10 protein-coding genes are annotated in these 17,658 nt (G+C 52.1%); all 10 read left to right on the forward strand.

Annotation, left to right across the window (positions count from 1 at the left end; all coding sequences use genetic code 11):
- Positions 1–36 precede the first annotated feature (36 nt).
- On the forward strand, positions 37–873 hold the full coding sequence (locus tag C4885_RS00185; RefSeq protein ID WP_371681606.1) for a VirB6/TrbL-like conjugal transfer protein, CD1112 family: 837 nt from the start codon (positions 37–39) through the stop codon (positions 871–873).
- Positions 874–951: 78 nt separating this feature from the next.
- Positions 952–1,320, forward strand: a complete 369-nt coding sequence (locus tag C4885_RS00190; protein WP_113998500.1) for a PrgI family protein — start codon at positions 952–954, stop codon at positions 1,318–1,320.
- Positions 1,238–3,712 (forward strand): VirB4-like conjugal transfer ATPase, CD1110 family, encoded by a 2,475-nt coding sequence (locus C4885_RS00195; RefSeq protein ID WP_242979409.1) that lies wholly within the window; start codon positions 1,238–1,240, stop codon positions 3,710–3,712. Before C4885_RS00190 ends, C4885_RS00195 begins: the two co-directional genes overlap by 83 nt.
- On the forward strand, positions 3,709–4,029 hold the full coding sequence (locus tag C4885_RS00200) for a hypothetical protein (protein ID WP_113998502.1): 321 nt from the start codon (positions 3,709–3,711) through the stop codon (positions 4,027–4,029). Before C4885_RS00195 ends, C4885_RS00200 begins: the two co-directional genes overlap by 4 nt.
- A 19-nt stretch (positions 4,030–4,048) precedes the next feature.
- Positions 4,049–6,061 carry a C40 family peptidase gene (locus C4885_RS00205; protein WP_113998503.1) on the forward strand — a complete coding sequence of 671 codons (2,013 nt, stop codon included), beginning with the start codon at positions 4,049–4,051 and terminating at the stop codon, positions 6,059–6,061.
- An 11-nt stretch (positions 6,062–6,072) separates the two neighbouring features.
- Positions 6,073–6,345 (forward strand): DUF4315 family protein, encoded by a 273-nt coding sequence (locus C4885_RS00210; RefSeq protein WP_055187021.1) that lies wholly within the window; start codon positions 6,073–6,075, stop codon positions 6,343–6,345.
- Positions 6,338–6,973 (forward strand): DUF4366 domain-containing protein, encoded by a 636-nt coding sequence (locus tag C4885_RS00215; RefSeq protein WP_242979441.1) that lies wholly within the window; start codon positions 6,338–6,340, stop codon positions 6,971–6,973. Before C4885_RS00210 ends, C4885_RS00215 begins: the two co-directional genes overlap by 8 nt.
- A 67-nt stretch (positions 6,974–7,040) precedes the next feature.
- Positions 7,041–9,089: a type IA DNA topoisomerase gene (gene topB, locus C4885_RS00220; protein WP_113998505.1), complete on the forward strand. Its 2,049-nt coding sequence runs from the start codon at positions 7,041–7,043 to the stop codon at positions 9,087–9,089.
- 876 nt (positions 9,090–9,965) lie between these two features.
- The gene (locus C4885_RS00225) at positions 9,966–10,307 is read left to right on the forward strand and encodes a TnpV protein (protein WP_113998506.1); all 342 of its coding nucleotides are present in this window, start codon (positions 9,966–9,968) and stop codon (positions 10,305–10,307) included.
- A 1,496-nt stretch (positions 10,308–11,803) separates the two neighbouring features.
- Positions 11,804–17,656 carry an Eco57I restriction-modification methylase domain-containing protein gene (locus C4885_RS00230; RefSeq protein WP_242979442.1) on the forward strand — a complete coding sequence of 1,951 codons (5,853 nt, stop codon included), beginning with the start codon at positions 11,804–11,806 and terminating at the stop codon, positions 17,654–17,656.
- Positions 17,657–17,658 lie beyond the last annotated feature (2 nt).

The raw sequence follows: 17,658 nt of genomic DNA on the forward strand, positions 1-17,658 counted from the left end.
TTGTTCGATAATATTTTCGCAGCAATCGAAAAATGGATGAGGGAACTTCTTTCCGGCATGGTGGAGTCCAACCTGAGTACGATGTTCACAGCGGTCAACCAACAGACCAGTGAAATCGCTGCTCAGGTCGGGCAGACACCGCAAGGGTGGAACAGCAGTATTTTCAGCATGATCCGTAACATTTCGGATTCGGTGGTGATTCCGATTGCGGGAATCATCATCACGCTGATCCTCTGCTACGAACTGATTTCGATGCTGACGGAACGGAACAATCTGCACGATGTAGACACATGGATGTTCTTCAAGTATTTCGTGAAGATGTGGATCGCGGTCTATCTCGTCAGCCATACGTTCGATATTGCAATGGCGGTATTTGACATTGGACAGTCGGTGGTAAATTCTTCCTCCGGCATTATCCGTGGCAATACCGCCATTGATATTAGTTCTCTTTCCATGCAGATGCAGGCGGCAATGGCAACAATGGCGATTGGCGAACTGGTGACGCTGGCATTGGAAACCCTTGTTGTAAGCTGGTGTCTGAAAATTCTGTCAGTGGTTATCACAGTGATAATGTACGGCAGAATGATAGAAATATACCTCTACACTTCGCTTGCTCCGATTCCATTTGCAACCATGAGCAACCGTGAATGGGGTCATGTGGGTACGAACTACTTCCGGGGGCTGTTCGCGCTGGCATTTCAGGCGTTCCTGATGATGGTCTGCGTGGCGATTTATGCAGCCCTCATCGGCAGCATCCGGGTATCTTCGGATATTCACTCGGCGTTGTTCGGCACGATGGCCTACACGGTAATTCTTTGTTTTTCGCTTTTGAAAACCGCAAGTCTGTCCAAACAGATCTTCGGCAGTCACTAAATCCGGGAAAATCAAACGAAAGGAAAAGACAGCAGACAGAGCCATTTCCCGGCGGCGGTCGTGCTGTTCTGGTGATAAATGGCCTATGTAACGATTCCCAAAGACCTTTCTAAAGTAAAGAATAAGGTCTTTCTGAACCTGACGAAACGCCAGCTTGTATGTATGGGGTTCGCGGCAGGCATTGGCGTTCCGTTTTATTTCCTCACGCGCGATACGCTGGGAACCAGCAATGCGGCAGCAGGCATGGTGCTCCTGATGCTGCCGGAGTTTTTCTTTGCGTTGTATGAGAAAAACGGGATGCACCTTGAAACCATTCTGACGAATTTCATCAGCGTCCGATTTAAGCGGCCTGCAGTGCGGCGCTATGAAGTCGAAAACCTGTATGACCGGGAACTGGAAACCGCAGCACCGATCCAGAAGAAAGGAGGCATTCTTGGTAAAAAGTGAACCGAAGAAGAAACCGCAACTCGGCGGCTTCTTCCAGAAGTTCTTTCGTAAACCCGAAAGGAACGAAAAGGAACAACGGTTGACCGTGCAGCGTTCCATTCCGTATCTGGAAATGGGGCGCGACGGTATCTGCCGGGTGGAGGAACATCTGTATTCCAAAACCGTCCGATTCTACGATATCAACTACCAGCTGGCGCAGAACGAGGATAAAAACACCATCTTTGAAAGCTGGTGCGACTTCCTCAACTACTTCGATGCCAGCATCCGCTTTCAGCTTTCGTTCATCAACCACAAGAGCGATATGAGCGAGTACAACAGGGTGATCCAGATCGAGCCGCAGCACGACGCGTTTGACGATGTGCGTATGGAATATGCGCAGATGTTGAAACAGCAGCTTGCCAAGGGCAATAACGGTCTGGTTCGGACGAAGTACATCACATTCAGCATTGAAGCGAAAAGTGTCCGGGAAGCAAAGCCCCGGTTAGAGCGTATCGAAACCGATATTCTCAATAATTTCAAGGTGCTGGGCGTGAAAGCCTACCCGCTGAACGGCGTGGAACGGCTTCAGATCATGTACGAAACCTTTCATCAGGAAGAACAGCAGAAGTTCGATTTTAGCTATGACCGCATCCTGCAGAGCGGCATGACGACCAAAGACTTCATTGCCCCGACCAGTTTCCTGTTCAAGAGTGGCAAGGACTTTATGATGGGAGACACCTATGGTGCAGCATCCTATCTGAACATCCTTGCCCCGGAACTGACGGATAAGGTGCTGGCCGAGTTTCTGGATATGGACAAAAATCTGGTGGTCAGCATCCATGTGCAGTCGGTAGACCAGTTGAAAGCCATCAAACTGATCAAGGGCAAAATTACCGACCTGGACCGTATGAAAATCGAGGAACAGAAGAAAGCTGTGAGGTCTGGTTATGATATGGAAATTATTCCGAGCGACCTTGCAACTTATGGCGGCGAGGCCAAGAAGATTCTGGATGATCTGCAAAGCCGCAATGAGCGTATGTTCCTTGTTACGGTGCTGTTCCTCAATACGGCCAAGACCAAACAGGAGCTGGATAGTGCTGTGTTTCAGACTGCTGGTATCGCTCAGAAGTTCAACTGCACACTGAACCGTCTGGATTATTTGCAGGAACAGGGCCTTATGAGCAGCCTGCCGCTGGCAAATAATCTCGTTCCCATTAAGCGCGCACTGACCACCACTTCCACGGCAATCTTTGTTCCCTTCACTACGCAGGAGCTTTTCATGGAGGGAGATTCCCTCTATTACGGTCTGAATGCGGTATCCAACAACATGATTATGGCAGACCGCAAACAACTCAAAAACCCGAACGGCCTGATCCTCGGCACACCAGGCAGCGGTAAGTCGTTCAGTGCAAAGCGTGAGATCACCAATGTGTTCTTTACCACAACGGACGATATTATCGTGGCAGACCCGGAGGGCGAGTATTATCCGCTGGTGGAAGCGTTGGGCGGTCAGGTCATTCACATCTCGTCCACCAGTAAGGACTACATCAACCCGATGGACATTAACCTCAACTATGCGGACGATGATAACCCGCTGGGCATGAAATCGGACTTCATTCTTTCCCTGTGCGAACTTATCATGGGCGCACGGGATGGCATGGAGCCGGAAGAAAAGTCGGTCATTGACCGCTGCCTGCCGCTGGTCTATCAGAAGTATCTGAACGACCCGAAGCCGGAAAATATGCCAACGCTCGGTGATCTGTACGACTGCCTGCGGGAGCAGAAAGAGCGGCAGGCGCAGCGTATCGCCACGGCATTGGAAATCTACGTCAATGGTTCGCTGCGAGTGTTCAATCACCAGACCAATGTGCAACTGGATAACAGAATTATCTGTTTCGATATCAAAGAGTTGGGCAAACAGCTGAAAAAACTGGGTATGCTCATCGTCCAGGATCAGGTCTGGAACCGCGTTACCATCAACCGCAACAGCAAAAAGAACACCCGGTACTATATAGACGAGTTCCACCTCCTGCTGAAAGAGGAACAGACCGCAGCATACAGCGTCGAAATCTGGAAGCGGTTCCGAAAATGGGGCGGTGTACCGACAGGAATTACGCAGAACATCAAGGATTTACTCGCCAGCCGGGAAATCGAGAATATCTTCGAGAACAGCGATTTTATTTATATGCTCAACCAGGCATCCGGCGACCGACAAATCCTTGCAAAGCAGCTGAATATTTCACCGTTCCAGCTGTCGTATGTGACGAACAGCAACGAGGGCGAGGGGCTGCTGTTCTACGGCAACACGATTATCCCGTTTAAGGATAAGTTCGATACTTCGCTGAAACTGTACAGTCTGATGACAACGAAGCCCAATGAGATGGGAAAATACAAGGAGAAAAAAGAAGCATGAACACACCGAACATTTTTGACCGACTGAGCCGTAAGATTCATCATCACTCTGACATGGAGCCGCACGAAAGTGATTCCGGCCCGCCCTTTGGTGAGATGGAGCCGCTCAACTTCCACGATGAAGAATCGGTGGTGCATACGGTGCTGGAAGATTTCTATGCCGTTGGCACACTGGCCGATGAACTGACTGACGGCTTTCACATGGAAGCCCGCGGTTATCTTGACCGTGAGGAAGTGAATACCCGTCTGATCGCCTTTGCCCGGAAGCTGGAGCAGGTGCTTGATAAGTGGGAAACCCACGCAGCCCTGCTCGCATGACGGCTCCAGCCGGAAGGAGGTGATTTCCATAGCAGACAAAAAGTTTCGGGGCAGAGATCAAATCGTCCAGAAAATGACCAAGGATGGTCTGGTGGATGAAATCCTCCGCACCGGGGAACAGAAGTCCGCAACCGCAGAAGAAAAGCCGGAGAAGGAAGATTCGGCAAAAGAAACTGCGGAAAAGGAAACAGACGAAGAACCTGTCGTGGACGAAGAAATCTGTATGGATGCCGAGGATGGGAAGGAGGAAACACCCCGGCATCACAGCACCGCCAAGCAGAGCGCAGACTATTACAAAGCCCATCAGGAAGAGGGCAAGCCAAAGGATGCGCCTGCGGAAGCGGATGTAGAGCCGCAGACCGCAAAGAAAGGCCGACTTTCTTTTGAGGATGAAAAAGGCGGCATTGTCCGTGGCATGGAGATGGGCGTTAAAAAGGTGGCCAAGAAAGGAGTGGACACCGCCACCGGGTATGCCCATCAGAAAGTACATCAGGTAGAAAAGGACAATTCCGGCGTGGAAGCTGCTCATAAGTCGGAAGAAGTCGCCGAACGCCTGCACCACTTTGTCAAAGGCAGGAAAAAGCCCAAAGACAAATCTGCCAGAGCAGAGAAAAGAGGTGGCGAGGATCAGAAGTCCAGCCGCCTGAAATTCTCCGAGAGCGAGGGCGGTACTGCAGAAAATGCAGCAGAACCGCCGCTGAAAAAGAAACAGCCCCAACCACCGCCGACTGCCGCAGGAGGTGAATCAAAAACAGTCGGTGCGAAGTTTTACCAGAAAAAGCAGTATAAGGATGCTTATGCAGCCGCCAAGCGCGGCCAGAAAGCCGGAACTGCCGCCAGCAAGCAGGCAGCAGCGGCAACCAACACCATTACGGAAAAAGCGAAAGCGGCGGTGCAGGAGATCGTCGCGCAGAATAAAACCCTGTGGGTCAGTATTGGAGTGGGTATCCTGCTGGTGATGGTAATGCTGGGAGCCTTTTCAAGCTGTGGTGCAGCGATTCAGGGAACGGGTAGTACCTTTGTGGGAACGACCTACCCCAGCAAGGATGCCGACATGAAAGGTGCAGAAGAGGATTATCTGGAGCTGGAAAAAGAACTGGATAAGCAGATTCGGCAGATGGAATCCACCCATCCGGGCTATGATGAATACCGCTATCAGCTGGACGAGATCGGCCATGACCCGTATCAGCTGATTTCTCATTTGACGGCAGTTTATGAGCAGTTCACCAGAGGACAGGTTAAGCCTGTTATCAAGGAACTGTTCAAGCAACAGTATCTCCTGAAAGTGTGGGAAACAATTGAGATTCGCACTCGCATGGAAACCAGAGTAGGGATTCGGCCAACGATTGACGCTTTTGGAAACATCAGCATGGAAACCTATACCTATCAGGAAGAAGTGGAGTACGAGTATAAAATTCTCAATGTCCTGCTGAAAAATAAGGGCTTCGATACCATCGCGCGGAAGAACATGAACCGGAAGCAGACCGGACGATACGATGCCTATAACCTGACCTACGGCAACCGCCCGGAACTGTTCGGCGCAGGCTCCCCGACTTACAGCGGCGGCACAACGGGCAGTATCGGCACGGGCGGCGGTACTGGTGGTTCCGGCGGTGGTTTCAAGTATAATATTCCTTCGGAAGCCCTTTCGGATGAAAAGTTCGCAAGGATGATTGAGGAAGCCGAAAAGTATCTAGGTATGCCGTATGTGTGGGGCGGCAGTTCCCCAAGCACCAGTTTTGACTGTTCCGGCTTCGTATGCTGGGTTATCAATAACTGCGGCAATGGGTGGAGCGTTGGGCGTACAACAGCCAACGGCCTGCGCGGGAAGTGCAGTTATGTTTCCCCTGCGGATGCAAAGCCCGGCGACCTGATTTTCTTTGAGAAAACCTATAACACCGTTGGCGCGTCGCACGTTGGAATCTACGTCGGCAATGGCATGATGATCCACTGCGGCGACCCCATTTCCTATACCAGCATCAATTCGACCTACTGGCAAAGCCACTTTTTAGGCTTTGGCCGCATCAACTGAAAGGAGGGCCGATGGGCAAAAAATTACAGAAATATCTGGATGAAGCCGAAAAGACCGAACAGCAGATCGCGGAACTGGAAGAACGGCTGAGAACCATCCGGGCAGCACAGAAAAAGGAAGAGGACAGCGAGATCATTCGTGCCATCCGCAGCACCAAGATGGGCGGGCGCGAACTGCTGGCTCTGCTGGACAACATTCAGGCGGGCAATGTGACGTTCCTGACCGCTGTAAACAACGCTTCGGAAGAAGCAGAAACGGAGGAAGCGATTGAAAAAGATGCTTAAACGGCTGGGAGTTGTTATCCCCAGCACAATTCTGACCCTGCTGATGGCAGTGGGCTTTTCGACACCGGTCTTTGCTTATGTGGATACCACTGCGGTGGCGGAGGAACCTGTGCAAGTGGTCGAGGAAGCCGAGCCAACGGAGGAAGAAAAGATCCCGTTCACCATCGCAGGCAACGGCGAGGTGGAGGACAACATCGTAGATGACCCCAGCAAGGAGTTCTTCACAGTAAAGACCAAGGGCGGCAACACGTTCTTTCTGGTGATTGACCGGGCGCGGAACAATGAGAACGTCTATATGCTCTCGATGATCGACGAGTACGATTTGCAGGAGTTTCTGGACGATGAAGAGCGGAACGGCAAGCAGGAAGAAGAAACGCCTGCGGTAGTTCTGCCCGAAACCAAACCCGAACCTACCCCGGATGTGGAAATCGAAGAACCGAAAGAGGAATCGAGCGGTGGCATGAATAAGATTCTGCTGCTGGTGTTCGTGGCGGCACTGGGCGGTGCAGGTGCTTTCTTCTACTTCTACATTTATAAGCCGAAGCCGAAAGAAGAAACGCCGCAGAGTGAAAATCTGGAAACCGACCAGAGCCTTGCGACTGTGAACGAGGACAGCCAGCAGGAGTAAAACCGTGAGATAAGGGGGCAGGGGTAGTCGAAAGGCTATCCCTGCTTTTTTCAAAAAGGAGAAAGCGTTGAAATATTTGGTGATTGCAGAAAAACCGAGTGTATCGAAATCCATTGCAAAAGTGATCGGTGCATACCGGCAGGAGGACGGGTATCTGGAGGGTGGGAATTGCGTGGTAAGCTGGTGTCTGGGACATTTGGCAGAGTATGCAGCCCCGGAACACTACGATGAACGCTATGAAAACTGGCGTTTTGAGGATTTGCCGATTCTCCCTGTTGAGTGGAAACTGCTGGTACACAATACCAAGAAGCCGCAGTTCAATGTTCTGCGCAAACTGCTCCGCAGCAAGAAATTCGATTATGTGGTGAACGCCTGCGATGCAGGACGCGAGGGCGAAGCGATTTTCCGCCGTGTGTATGCTCTTGCCGGAAGTAAACTCCCCATCAAGCGGCTGTGGATCAGCAGTATGGAGGATGCCGCTATCCAGCAGGGCTTTGAGAACCTGAAAGACGGCGCAGCGTATGACAACCTGTTTGCAGCGTCCGAGTGCAGAGCAAAAGCGGATTGGCTGATCGGCATGAACGGCACTCGTGCTTTCACAAAAAAGTACGGCAGAAAGCAGACCATTGGCCGTGTGCAGACCCCGACGCTGGCGATGCTGGCCGAACGGCAGGCCCAAATCAAGAACTTCGTAAAAGAACCTTATTATAAAGTGGAACTGTTTGGCGCAGGTGTCGTGGCTGTATCGGAACAGATGGCGCAGGAGCAGGACGCGGATGCTATGCAGGCCGCTTGCGATGGTCAGTGTGCGGTGGTCGGCAGCATCGAGCGCAAGCGAGTGGAGAAGAAGCCCCCGAAGCTGTATGACCTAACGACCTTGCAGCGAGAAGCAAACCGCTATTATGGTCTGCCTGCAAGCCAGACCTTGCAGGCGGCACAGGAACTGTATGAAGAAAAGCTGGTGACATATCCCAGAACGGACAGCCAGTTTGTGACCGAGGATATGCGCAAGACAGTGGAATCTCTGGTACTGGCTCTGGATGGCCAGACTGTGGATGTGAGCTGCGTTATCAATAACAGCAAAGTCACAGACCACCACGCGATCCTGCCGACGATGCAGGGCGCAAAGTGTAATAAGGAAAAGTTGTCCGAAACCAAACAGAAGATTCTTTCGCTTATCATCTGGAAACTGCTGCTGGCCGTGCAACCGCCGTTCATCTATGAGGATGTGCTGGTGACGGTATGCTGTCAGGGACAGAATTTTACAGCAAAGTATAAGGAAATTTTGCAGCCCGGATATACGGCAAAGCCTGTTCCGTTCGTAGAGCCGGAAAAGGACAAGGTTGTGCCGCTTCCGAAAAAGATGGAGCAAGGAATGGTTCTTCCGGTGGTACGGGCAGAGAAAAAGCAGGGCTTTACTTCACCGCCGAAAGTCTACACCGAAGATACCCTGCTGTCGGCCATGGAAACCGCAGGCAACAAGGAATTTGAAAAGGACACGGAGAAGAAAGGTCTGGGAACCCCTGCAACGCGCGCTGCGATTTTGGAAAAGCTGGTATCCTCCGGCTATGTGCAGCGTAAAGGCAAGCAGATGATTCCCACGGAGGAGGGGGTGGCGGTAATTCACAACATCCCGGACTACCTGAAATCCGCCAGCATGACAGCCGAATGGGAAAATGATCTGCTGCGGATGGAGCGCGGCGAGATCAAGCCCCATGATTTTATGCAGGGCATCCACGGATTGCTCGATAAGATGCTGGCTGACCTCCGGCAGATTCCTACCGTCGCGGCAGCTCCCCATCATAATAAGGTAAGCGTAGGAAGCTGCCCGGTCTGCGGCAATCCTGTACATGAGAGCAAACTTAGTTTTTGTTGTGCAGACCGTAGCTGCAAATTTGCACTCTGGAAAGAAAGCAGATACTTGTCCAACATGAGAAAAACGCTGGACAAGAAGATGGCGGTAGACCTTTTGAAGAAAGGCCGCACCCATGTAAAAGACTTTTATTCCGCGAAAAAAGATAAGACATTCGCCGCTGATCTTGTGATGCGCGTCGAAGAGGGCCGCGCACAGTACAGTCTGGAATTTCCCAAAGCACCGATGAAAAAGAAAACATAAAGGAGGTTTGACCCTTGCCACAGATTAACGATATTCGAGAATTGGCGCAGCAGAGCGCCCGGTATGTCAGTAACTCGCCACAGGACTGGATGAGTTATCTGGATGTGGCGGCGCGGCTGTATCGCTATTCGTTCACCGATACACTCCTGATCCACGCACAGCGGCCCGATGCAACCGCCTGCGCAGAACTGGAACTCTGGAATCAGAAAATGAGCCGATGGGTCAACCGTGGCGCAAAAGGCATCGCGCTTCTGGATGATACCGGACCGCGTACCAAGCTGCGGTATGTGTTCGATATTGCTGACACCCATCTGGTGCGCGGCGGAAAAACACCGCTCTTATGGAATCTGGACAGCCACGAGCATGAGCAGGCTATCTTAGACCATCTGGAAGATACCTATGGTTTATCCCAGACAGACAGCATGAACACCGCCCTGATGGAACTGGCACAGCAGTTGACCGCCGACAATCTGGATGAAGCGATGGATGGTCTGGCCTATGAGGTGGCGGATACGTTCCTGGAAGAACTGGACGAAGATAACATCCGTGTCCGCTTTCGGGAACTGATGACCAACAGTATCTTCTATACGCTTTCCCGCCGCTGCGGGCAGGAGCCTATGGATGTGCTGGACGATGATGACTTTATCCGCATTGTGGATTTCAACAAGCTGCCGGTGCTGTCGTTCCTTGGCAACGCGGTTTCCGAACAGTGCGAAGCGGTTCTTTTTGACATTGGCCGAGAGATGCGGAAAATTTACAAAAAAGAAATCACGCAGCAGCTTGAAAAATCCGTTGACAGCTTGTATAATACCAATACGGACTTTAACACATTAAAGTACGAAACCGGAGAAAACACGACCAAAGGAGGACAAGAAAATGGAGTTGACGTATTACCGCAAGGGAGATTATCTGTTCCCGAATCTGGCCGTGAAGGACGAGCCGCAGATCATCGGGAAGTACGGGATGCTGCGCAGGACGTATCTGAAAGAGAACCGCAAGAACTGGTATCAGAGTATGCTGATGAGCGGCAGGCTGAACCAGCATCTGGCGCAGATCGAGGAAGCAGCGGAGAGCCGGGTGGAAACGCTGCTGGACAGCCTGAACGAGAAGTTCCCGGCACCGAGCAAGGAGAAAGACCCGCTGGCATGGGCAGCGCACCAGAACAACCTGACGGCGATGGCCGAGGAGATCGTCTTGAAGGAATTGGTGTACAATTAACTGAACCGACAACGGAACAGGATTTGAGCGAAGCAGAGGAAGAAATTGCCTCTGCTTTTTCTTTTCCTGATTTGCCGACCGTGGAACAGCAGATCCGCGCTATCGAAGCACCGATCCAGGCGCGGTATGCGGATGAAATTGCACTTGATTCCGAAGTGGTCGATGAAATTCTGCGCACGGGCAGCAACCGCAGTAAAGGTCAGCTTCGTCTGATCTACAATTTCATGGTCGAGAAAACCCCGGAAGAATACACGGAGTTCGTGAAAAACGAATATGGTACGGGCGGCAAAGGCTTTGAAATTGACGGCGCAAAGTATGCAGTCTGGTTCGATGATTTAGGGCTGCGTATTGCAGTAGGCAGCACGGCAAAGGGCGGTACGCTTGCCAATGCGTTTTTATCCTGGGAGGATGTGAGCAATCGTATCCATGAACTGCTCCGGCAGGGCGAGTATGCTCCGCAGGCGGTTCTGGATGCTGCACGGCAGAACGCCTTACAGGAACACGCGCAGACGTTGGCTTATATGGAACGTGACTTGGCAGACGGTGTTGCCGAAGCAGTGTTTCAGGATACAGCAATCTTCAGGGGCGGTTTCCCGGAACTGACAGACAGGCTGGCAGGCTTGCTGGATGATACGGATTTTCTGACTGACCTAAACGACAGATTATCTGCGCTGGGGGAAGCCTACGCCGAAGATAAAGACCTGATGCGGATGCACTTTTATAAGCCGGATAAAGTGGCAGCTCTGTTCCAGCAGTTTGCAAAGCCTTATCAGAACTACTCGGCGCGAGATGGCTTTCACTGGAATGAGTACAAGAAGTTCATTACGGAAGATGAAATAAACGCTTATTTCACGCGGGGAAGCAATTATTCGGACAGTCGGCTGGCAATCTATTCGTTCTTCCTGAATCATGAGGACAAAAAAGAACGGGCTGACTTCCTGAAAGAGCATTACGGGATCGGCGGCAGCAGCCATGCACTCTGCGGGGCAGACGATTCTCACGAAGATCACGATGGCAGGGGTATTGCTTTGGAGCGTGGCCCATACGGGAATCCGTATGCCAGTGTTCATCTGAACTGGAATCAGGCCGCAGGCCGAATTGACCGGCTTATCCGTGACAGTGAATATTTGAAGCCGGCAGACTACTCCCGAATGCCTTCTTATGAGCGAGAGAAGATGGCAATGCGGGTGATGGGCTTCTATCACCATCTGCCGAACAACGTGGAGCGGCCTTACCCGCAAGACCTTTACCATGAAGAAGGACGAAAGGCTCTTGTTGAAAAGCTGACAGACCTCGAACAAGCAGCGGAACTTCTGGAGCAGATGGACAAGGCACTGCTGTCTGTGCCGCTGGATTCCGAGGAATATGAGCGCAAGGCAGAATTCCTCTCTATCCTGCACCAGTATGTCGATGGAACGTACACGATTTTCCCGGAAAAGAAGAGGGCTGTTGAGATTGCGGTTCCTGAACAGGGGCAGATGTCCATGTTTGACTTCATGGAGCAGGAAGCGCAATCGAAAGAGCAGTCAACCGCCGCAGCGGTTGAGGAACCCCAAAAAGATGTGTCCATTGCAGATGAAAAGCCTTCGGAGCAGACGCTGCAGCCCCTGCCGCTGGATGCCGCCAACGAGTATAACGCGCTGAAAGAGCGTTACCCGAATGCGCTGGTCGGCTACGAGCAGCACGGTAACTTTGAGTTCTACGGCGAGGATGCAAAGCGCGTTTCAGAATTTCTTGGCAGCAAGCTGTTGGAAAAGGAAACCGCACTCGGCAAGGTTGATGTATCTGGTTTTCCGCGTGAACAGTGGGCCTCACAGGCAAAGAAGCTCTGGAAACAGGGGGAGAGCGTCTATCTGTCCGGCCAGCAGGAAGATGGAACCCATGCGCAGACAAAGTATTTCCGCAGAGAGGAATATCTGCCAGTCAATACCATCGTTGAACTGGACGATAGAGAGTTCCGTGTGGATTCGGTCAACTTTGAACAGGGAACGGTCAGCTTGCAGGACATGACCCTTGCGAAAGAAGCCCGGTATCCGATCTTCCGAACGGAACCGCTGGAGTACATTCGGCATTTGTACGAACAGGCCGATGTGCCGATGGAAGAAGCGGTGGAAATCACAGTCTTTACGGCTCTGCACAATGCTGGCGTGGCCTACGAGGATTTTTCCCCGGAGCAGATGGATGTGATCTATTCGGTGGCAGAATCGGGTGGCGAGTTGGAAGATTTGCTGAATCCTGAGTTTCTGCCGGAACAGATGCAGCTGATCGCAGATGTGCAGAACAGAACGGATGCCATCAGCCGTGCAGCAGCAGAGGAAGCCCTTGAACCGCTGACGCAGAAGCCTATGACCCCGGCAGAGGTCAACCATGCACGGCGGCAGCACAATCTTCCGCTGGACAGCGGTGCGATAGAACTGCCAGCACAGCCCAAACAGGAGCCTATGAACTTCCGCATTACGGATGATGATCTCGGTGCAGGAGGACCGAAAACAAAGTATAAAGCCAATGTGGAGGCCATTCGGGTGCTGCAAACGCTGGATGCAGAGCAGCGGCAGGCTACCGCAGAGGAGCAGGAGATACTCTCCCGGTATGTGGGCTGGGGCGGCATTCCGCAGGCGTTCGATGAAAGCAATGCGGAGTGGTCGAAAGAGTATGCCGAACTGCAGTCCCTGCTCACGGCAGATGAGTATAAGGAAGCCCGTGCCAGTACCCTGAATGCATTTTACACTTCCCCTACGGTCATCAAGGCAATGTATGAAGCCCTGGGCAATATGGGATTGTCCAAAGGCAATGTGCTGGAACCGTCCTGTGGTGTCGGCAATTTCATGGGTCTGGTGCCGGACAGCATGGAGAAGATTCGGATGTACGGCGTGGAGCTGGATAGCATTTCGGGCCGCATTGCACAGCAGTTGTACCAGAAAAACAAGATTGCGGTGCAGGGCTTTGAAACGATGCAGTTCCCGGACAGTTTCTTTGACTGTGTTGTGGGTAACGTACCTTTCGGCAATTACAAGGTACCGGATAAGCGGTATGACCGCCACAATTTCCTCATCCACGATTATTTTATCGCCAAGAGCCTTGACCTTGTGCGTCCGGGCGGTGCGGTGGCGGTGGTAACGTCCAGCGGTACGATGGATAAGAAGGATTCCTCTGTCCGTGAGTACCTTGCCAACCGTGCCGATCTGGTAGGCGCGATTCGTCTGCCGAACAATGCGTTCCAGCGCAATGCCAACACGGGCGTGGTTGCTGACATTCTGTTCCTGCAGAAGCGTGACCGTGCAGCGGTGGAGCGGGCTGACTGGGTGGATCTCGGTGAAACGTCGGAGGGATATTCCATCAACCAGTATTTTGCGCAGCATCCTGAGATGGTGCTGGGGGAGATCACCACGGAAAGTACCCAGTACGGCAAGCAGGAAACAACGGTCAAGCCAATCGAGGGTGCAGACCTTGCCCGGCAGTTAAAAGAGGCGGTCGGCAACATCCAGGCTACCATCACAGTGCCGGAAATCTCCGACGATGAACTGGATGTGCAGGAAGAACCCATTCCGGCAGACCCAAATGTGAAGAATTTCAGCTTCACGAACGTGGACGGGCAGATTTACTACCGCGAAAACTCCTTTATGAATAAGGTGGAACTGCCTGCCGTAACCGCAGAGCGGGTGCTGGGTATGATCGCTCTGCGGGAAACCACCCGAAAACTGTTGGATTGCCAGCTGCATGATGGTTCGGATGCAGAAGTTCAGCTTTTGCAGAATGAACTGAAACAGCAGTACACCGCATTTAAGGCGCAGTATGGCCTTATCAACAGCACGGCCAACAAGCGGGCGTTCCGGCAGGACAGCAGCTATTGTCTGTTGGCATCACTGGAAATTCTGGACGAGGAGAAGAATCTCAAACGGCTTGCCGATATTTTTACCAAACGTACCATCCGTAAGCCGGAGCCTGTTACCTCGGTGGACACGCCAAGCGAAGCCCTGGCACTTTCCATTGGAGAAAAAGCAAAGGTGGATGTGCCGTTTATGGCGCAGCTTTGCGGTAAACCGGAACAGGAAATCACGGATGAACTGGTAGGTGCGATTTTCCGAAATCCTGTGACACAGCAGTGGGAAACCTCGGATGAATACCTGTCCGGCAATGTTCGTGAAAAACTGGCCACAGCAGAAATCTTTGCGGCAAACCATGCTGAATATCAAATCAATGTGGATTACCTCAAACGGGTACAGCCCAAGGATTTGGATGCTTCGGAAATCGAAGTGCGGCTGGGTGCGAACTGGGTGAAGCCGGAGTATATCACGCAGTTTATGAAAGAAGTGTTCAAGACCCCGAACTACTATGCCGGGATTGATATTAAGGCAACCTATTCCGAAATTTCAGGTGCATGGAACATTTCGGGCAAGTCGCTGGATCGCGGCAATCCGCTTGTTACCAACACTTACGGAACCCTGCGCGTCAACGGCTATAAGCTGCTGGAGGATGCGCTGAACCTCCGGGATACCAAAATCTACGATACGATTCACGATGCGGATGGCGACCACCGTGTACTGAATAAGCAGGAAACGATGCTTGCGCAGCAGGCGCAGGAATCCATTCGGGAAGCGTTTAAGCAGTGGATTTTCAAGGATTTAGACCGTCGTGAGGATTTGTGTGCGACCTATAACCGAATTTTCAATGCGATTCGCCCCCGTGAGTACGATGGCAGGCATATCCGCTTCGAGGGCATGACCCCGGAAATCTCCCTGATGCCGCACCAGAAAAATGCGGTAGCGCACATTCTGTACGGCAACAATACGCTGCTGGCGCATTGCGTGGGCGCAGGCAAGACCTTCCAGATGATTGCTGCCGGCATGGAAAGCCGCAGGCTGGGTCTGTCGCAGAAGAATCTCTATGTGGTACCGAATCACCTCACGGAGCAGTGGGGCGCGGATTTCCTGCGGCTCTATCCCAATGCGAATGTGTTGGTGGCAACGAAGAAGGATTTTGAACCCAGCAATCGAAAGCAGTTCTGCTCCCGCATTGCAACCGGTGATTACGATGCCATCGTGATCGGTCATTCGCAGTTTGAGCGAGTGCCGCTCTCCCCGGAACGGCAGAAAGCCATTGTAGAGCGTCAAATCGACGACATTACGCTGGCTCTGGCCGATGCCCGGAGTGAGGACAGCCGCAGTTTTACGGTCAAGCAGATGGAAAAAACAAAGAAAACGCTGGAAGCAAAGCTGCAAAAGCTGAACGACCAGACGAGAAAGGATGATGTGGTTACATTTGAGGAACTGGGGGTTGACCGCCTGTTTGTGGATGAGTCGCATTTCTATAAAAATATGTTCCTCTACACGAAAATGCGGAATATCGCGGGTATCGCCCAGACCGATGCCCAGAAGTCCAGCGATATGTTTGCAAAGTGTCAGTATCTGGACGAACTGACAGGCGGCAAGGGCGTGACCTTTGCAACCGGAACCCCGGTCAGCAACTCGATGGTGGAGCTGTACACCATTATGCGGTATCTCCAGTATGACACCCTGCAGAAGATGGGACTGAGCCACTTCGATGATTGGGCGGCATCCTTTGGTGAAACCGTCACAGCAATCGAGCTTTCACCGGAAGGGACGGGCTACCGTGCCAAAACACGTTTTGCCAGGTTTTTTAATCTGCCGGAACTGATTTCCTTGTTCAAGGAATCGGCAGACGTGCAGACGGCGGATATGCTGAACCTGCCTGTGCCGCAAGCAGAGTACATCAACGAAGTGTTGAAGCCCAGCGAAACACAGGAAGAAATGGTGAGTTCCTTTGCTGACCGCGCCGAGGCTGTACGCAACGGTAATGTGAATCCCAGATTCGATAATATGCTCAAGATCACCAACGATGGCCGAAAACTGGCACTCGACCAGAGGCTTATCAATGATATGCTGCCGGATGAGCCGGAGAGCAAGGTCAATCGCTGTGTGGACAATGCGTTCAAGGTCTGGGAAGAATCTGCCCCGGATAGGGGAACACAGTTGATTTTTTGCGATTTATCGACACCAAAAGCAGATGGCACATTCAACGTCTACGATGATGTGCGGGAGAAGCTGGTGGCGAAAGGTGTTCCTCGTGAAGAAGTGGCGTTCATTCACGAGTATAACACGGAAACCAAAAAGGCTGACCTGTTTGCAAAGGTGCGCGCCGGACAGGTTCGTATCCTGATGGGGTCTACGCCGAAACTTGGCGCAGGAACCAATATTCAGGATCGGCTGATTGCCCTGCATCATCTGGATTGCCCGTGGAAGCCGTCTGACCTAGAACAGCAGGAAGGACGTATTCTCCGGCAGGGAAACCGGAATAAGCAGGTAAAAATCTATCGTTACGTCACTGAAAATACGTTTGATTCGTATATGTGGCAGATTCTGGAAAATAAACAGAAGTTTATAAGCCAGATTATGACATCCAAGTCGCCTGTCCGTGCCTGCGATGATGTGGACGATACCGCGCTGTCCTATGCCGAAATCAAGGCACTGGCAACGGGCAATCCCTACATCAAGGAAAAGATGGACTTGGATATTCAGGTCAGCAAACTGAAACTGCTGAAAGCCAATCACACCAGTCAGATTTATAGTCTGGAATCCGATATTGCGCGTCGCTATCCACGAGAAATTACTGCGGCAAAGGGTCAGATCGAAGCACTGAAAACGGATATGGAAGAGGCAAAACCGCTTCTGGCGCAGGACAAAGACCACTTCTCTATGGAGATCAGCGGCAAGGTGTACACCGAACGCAAGGAAGCGGGCGCGGCCATCATCGAGGCTTGTAAGGCTTTGAAGGCGGCTGGCACCGAGGGCAGAATCGGCAGCTACGGTGCGTTTGAACTGCACTCCCGGTTTGACAACTTCGATAAGGTGTTCCGTTTGTCCATCAAGGGCGCATGGAACTATTCGATGGAAGTCGGCAAAGACCCGCTGGGTAATATCCTGCGCGTTACCAATGCACTGGCAGGCATTGAAAGAACGCTGCCGCAGGTGGAACGCAGACTGGAAACCTTGGAACAGCAGTTGGCGCAGGCAAAGGAAGAAGCCAAGCGTCCTTTCGCGCAGGAAGCAGAACTGGCCGAAAAATCTGCGCGCCTTGCGGAGCTGAACTCTCTGCTCAACATGGATGAAAAGGGTAGTGAGGATGCGCTGGGCGTGGACGAGGATGCAGCCGAAACCGAGGTTGCAGATAAGCCACGTCAGCCTGTGAACTACGCAGGCCGTGTTGCAGAGCGCACTGCGGACAATGTGCGTAAACCCTCTGTGCTGGCACAGCTTCATGCAAAGCAGGCAGAGCGCAGCGCAGAACCGCAGAAATCCCAGAAGCGGAAAAGTCACAATATGGAACTGTAAAT

This window comes from Subdoligranulum sp. APC924/74, assembly GCF_003324125.1.
GTDB classification, from domain to species: domain Bacteria; phylum Bacillota; class Clostridia; order Oscillospirales; family Ruminococcaceae; genus Gemmiger; species Gemmiger qucibialis.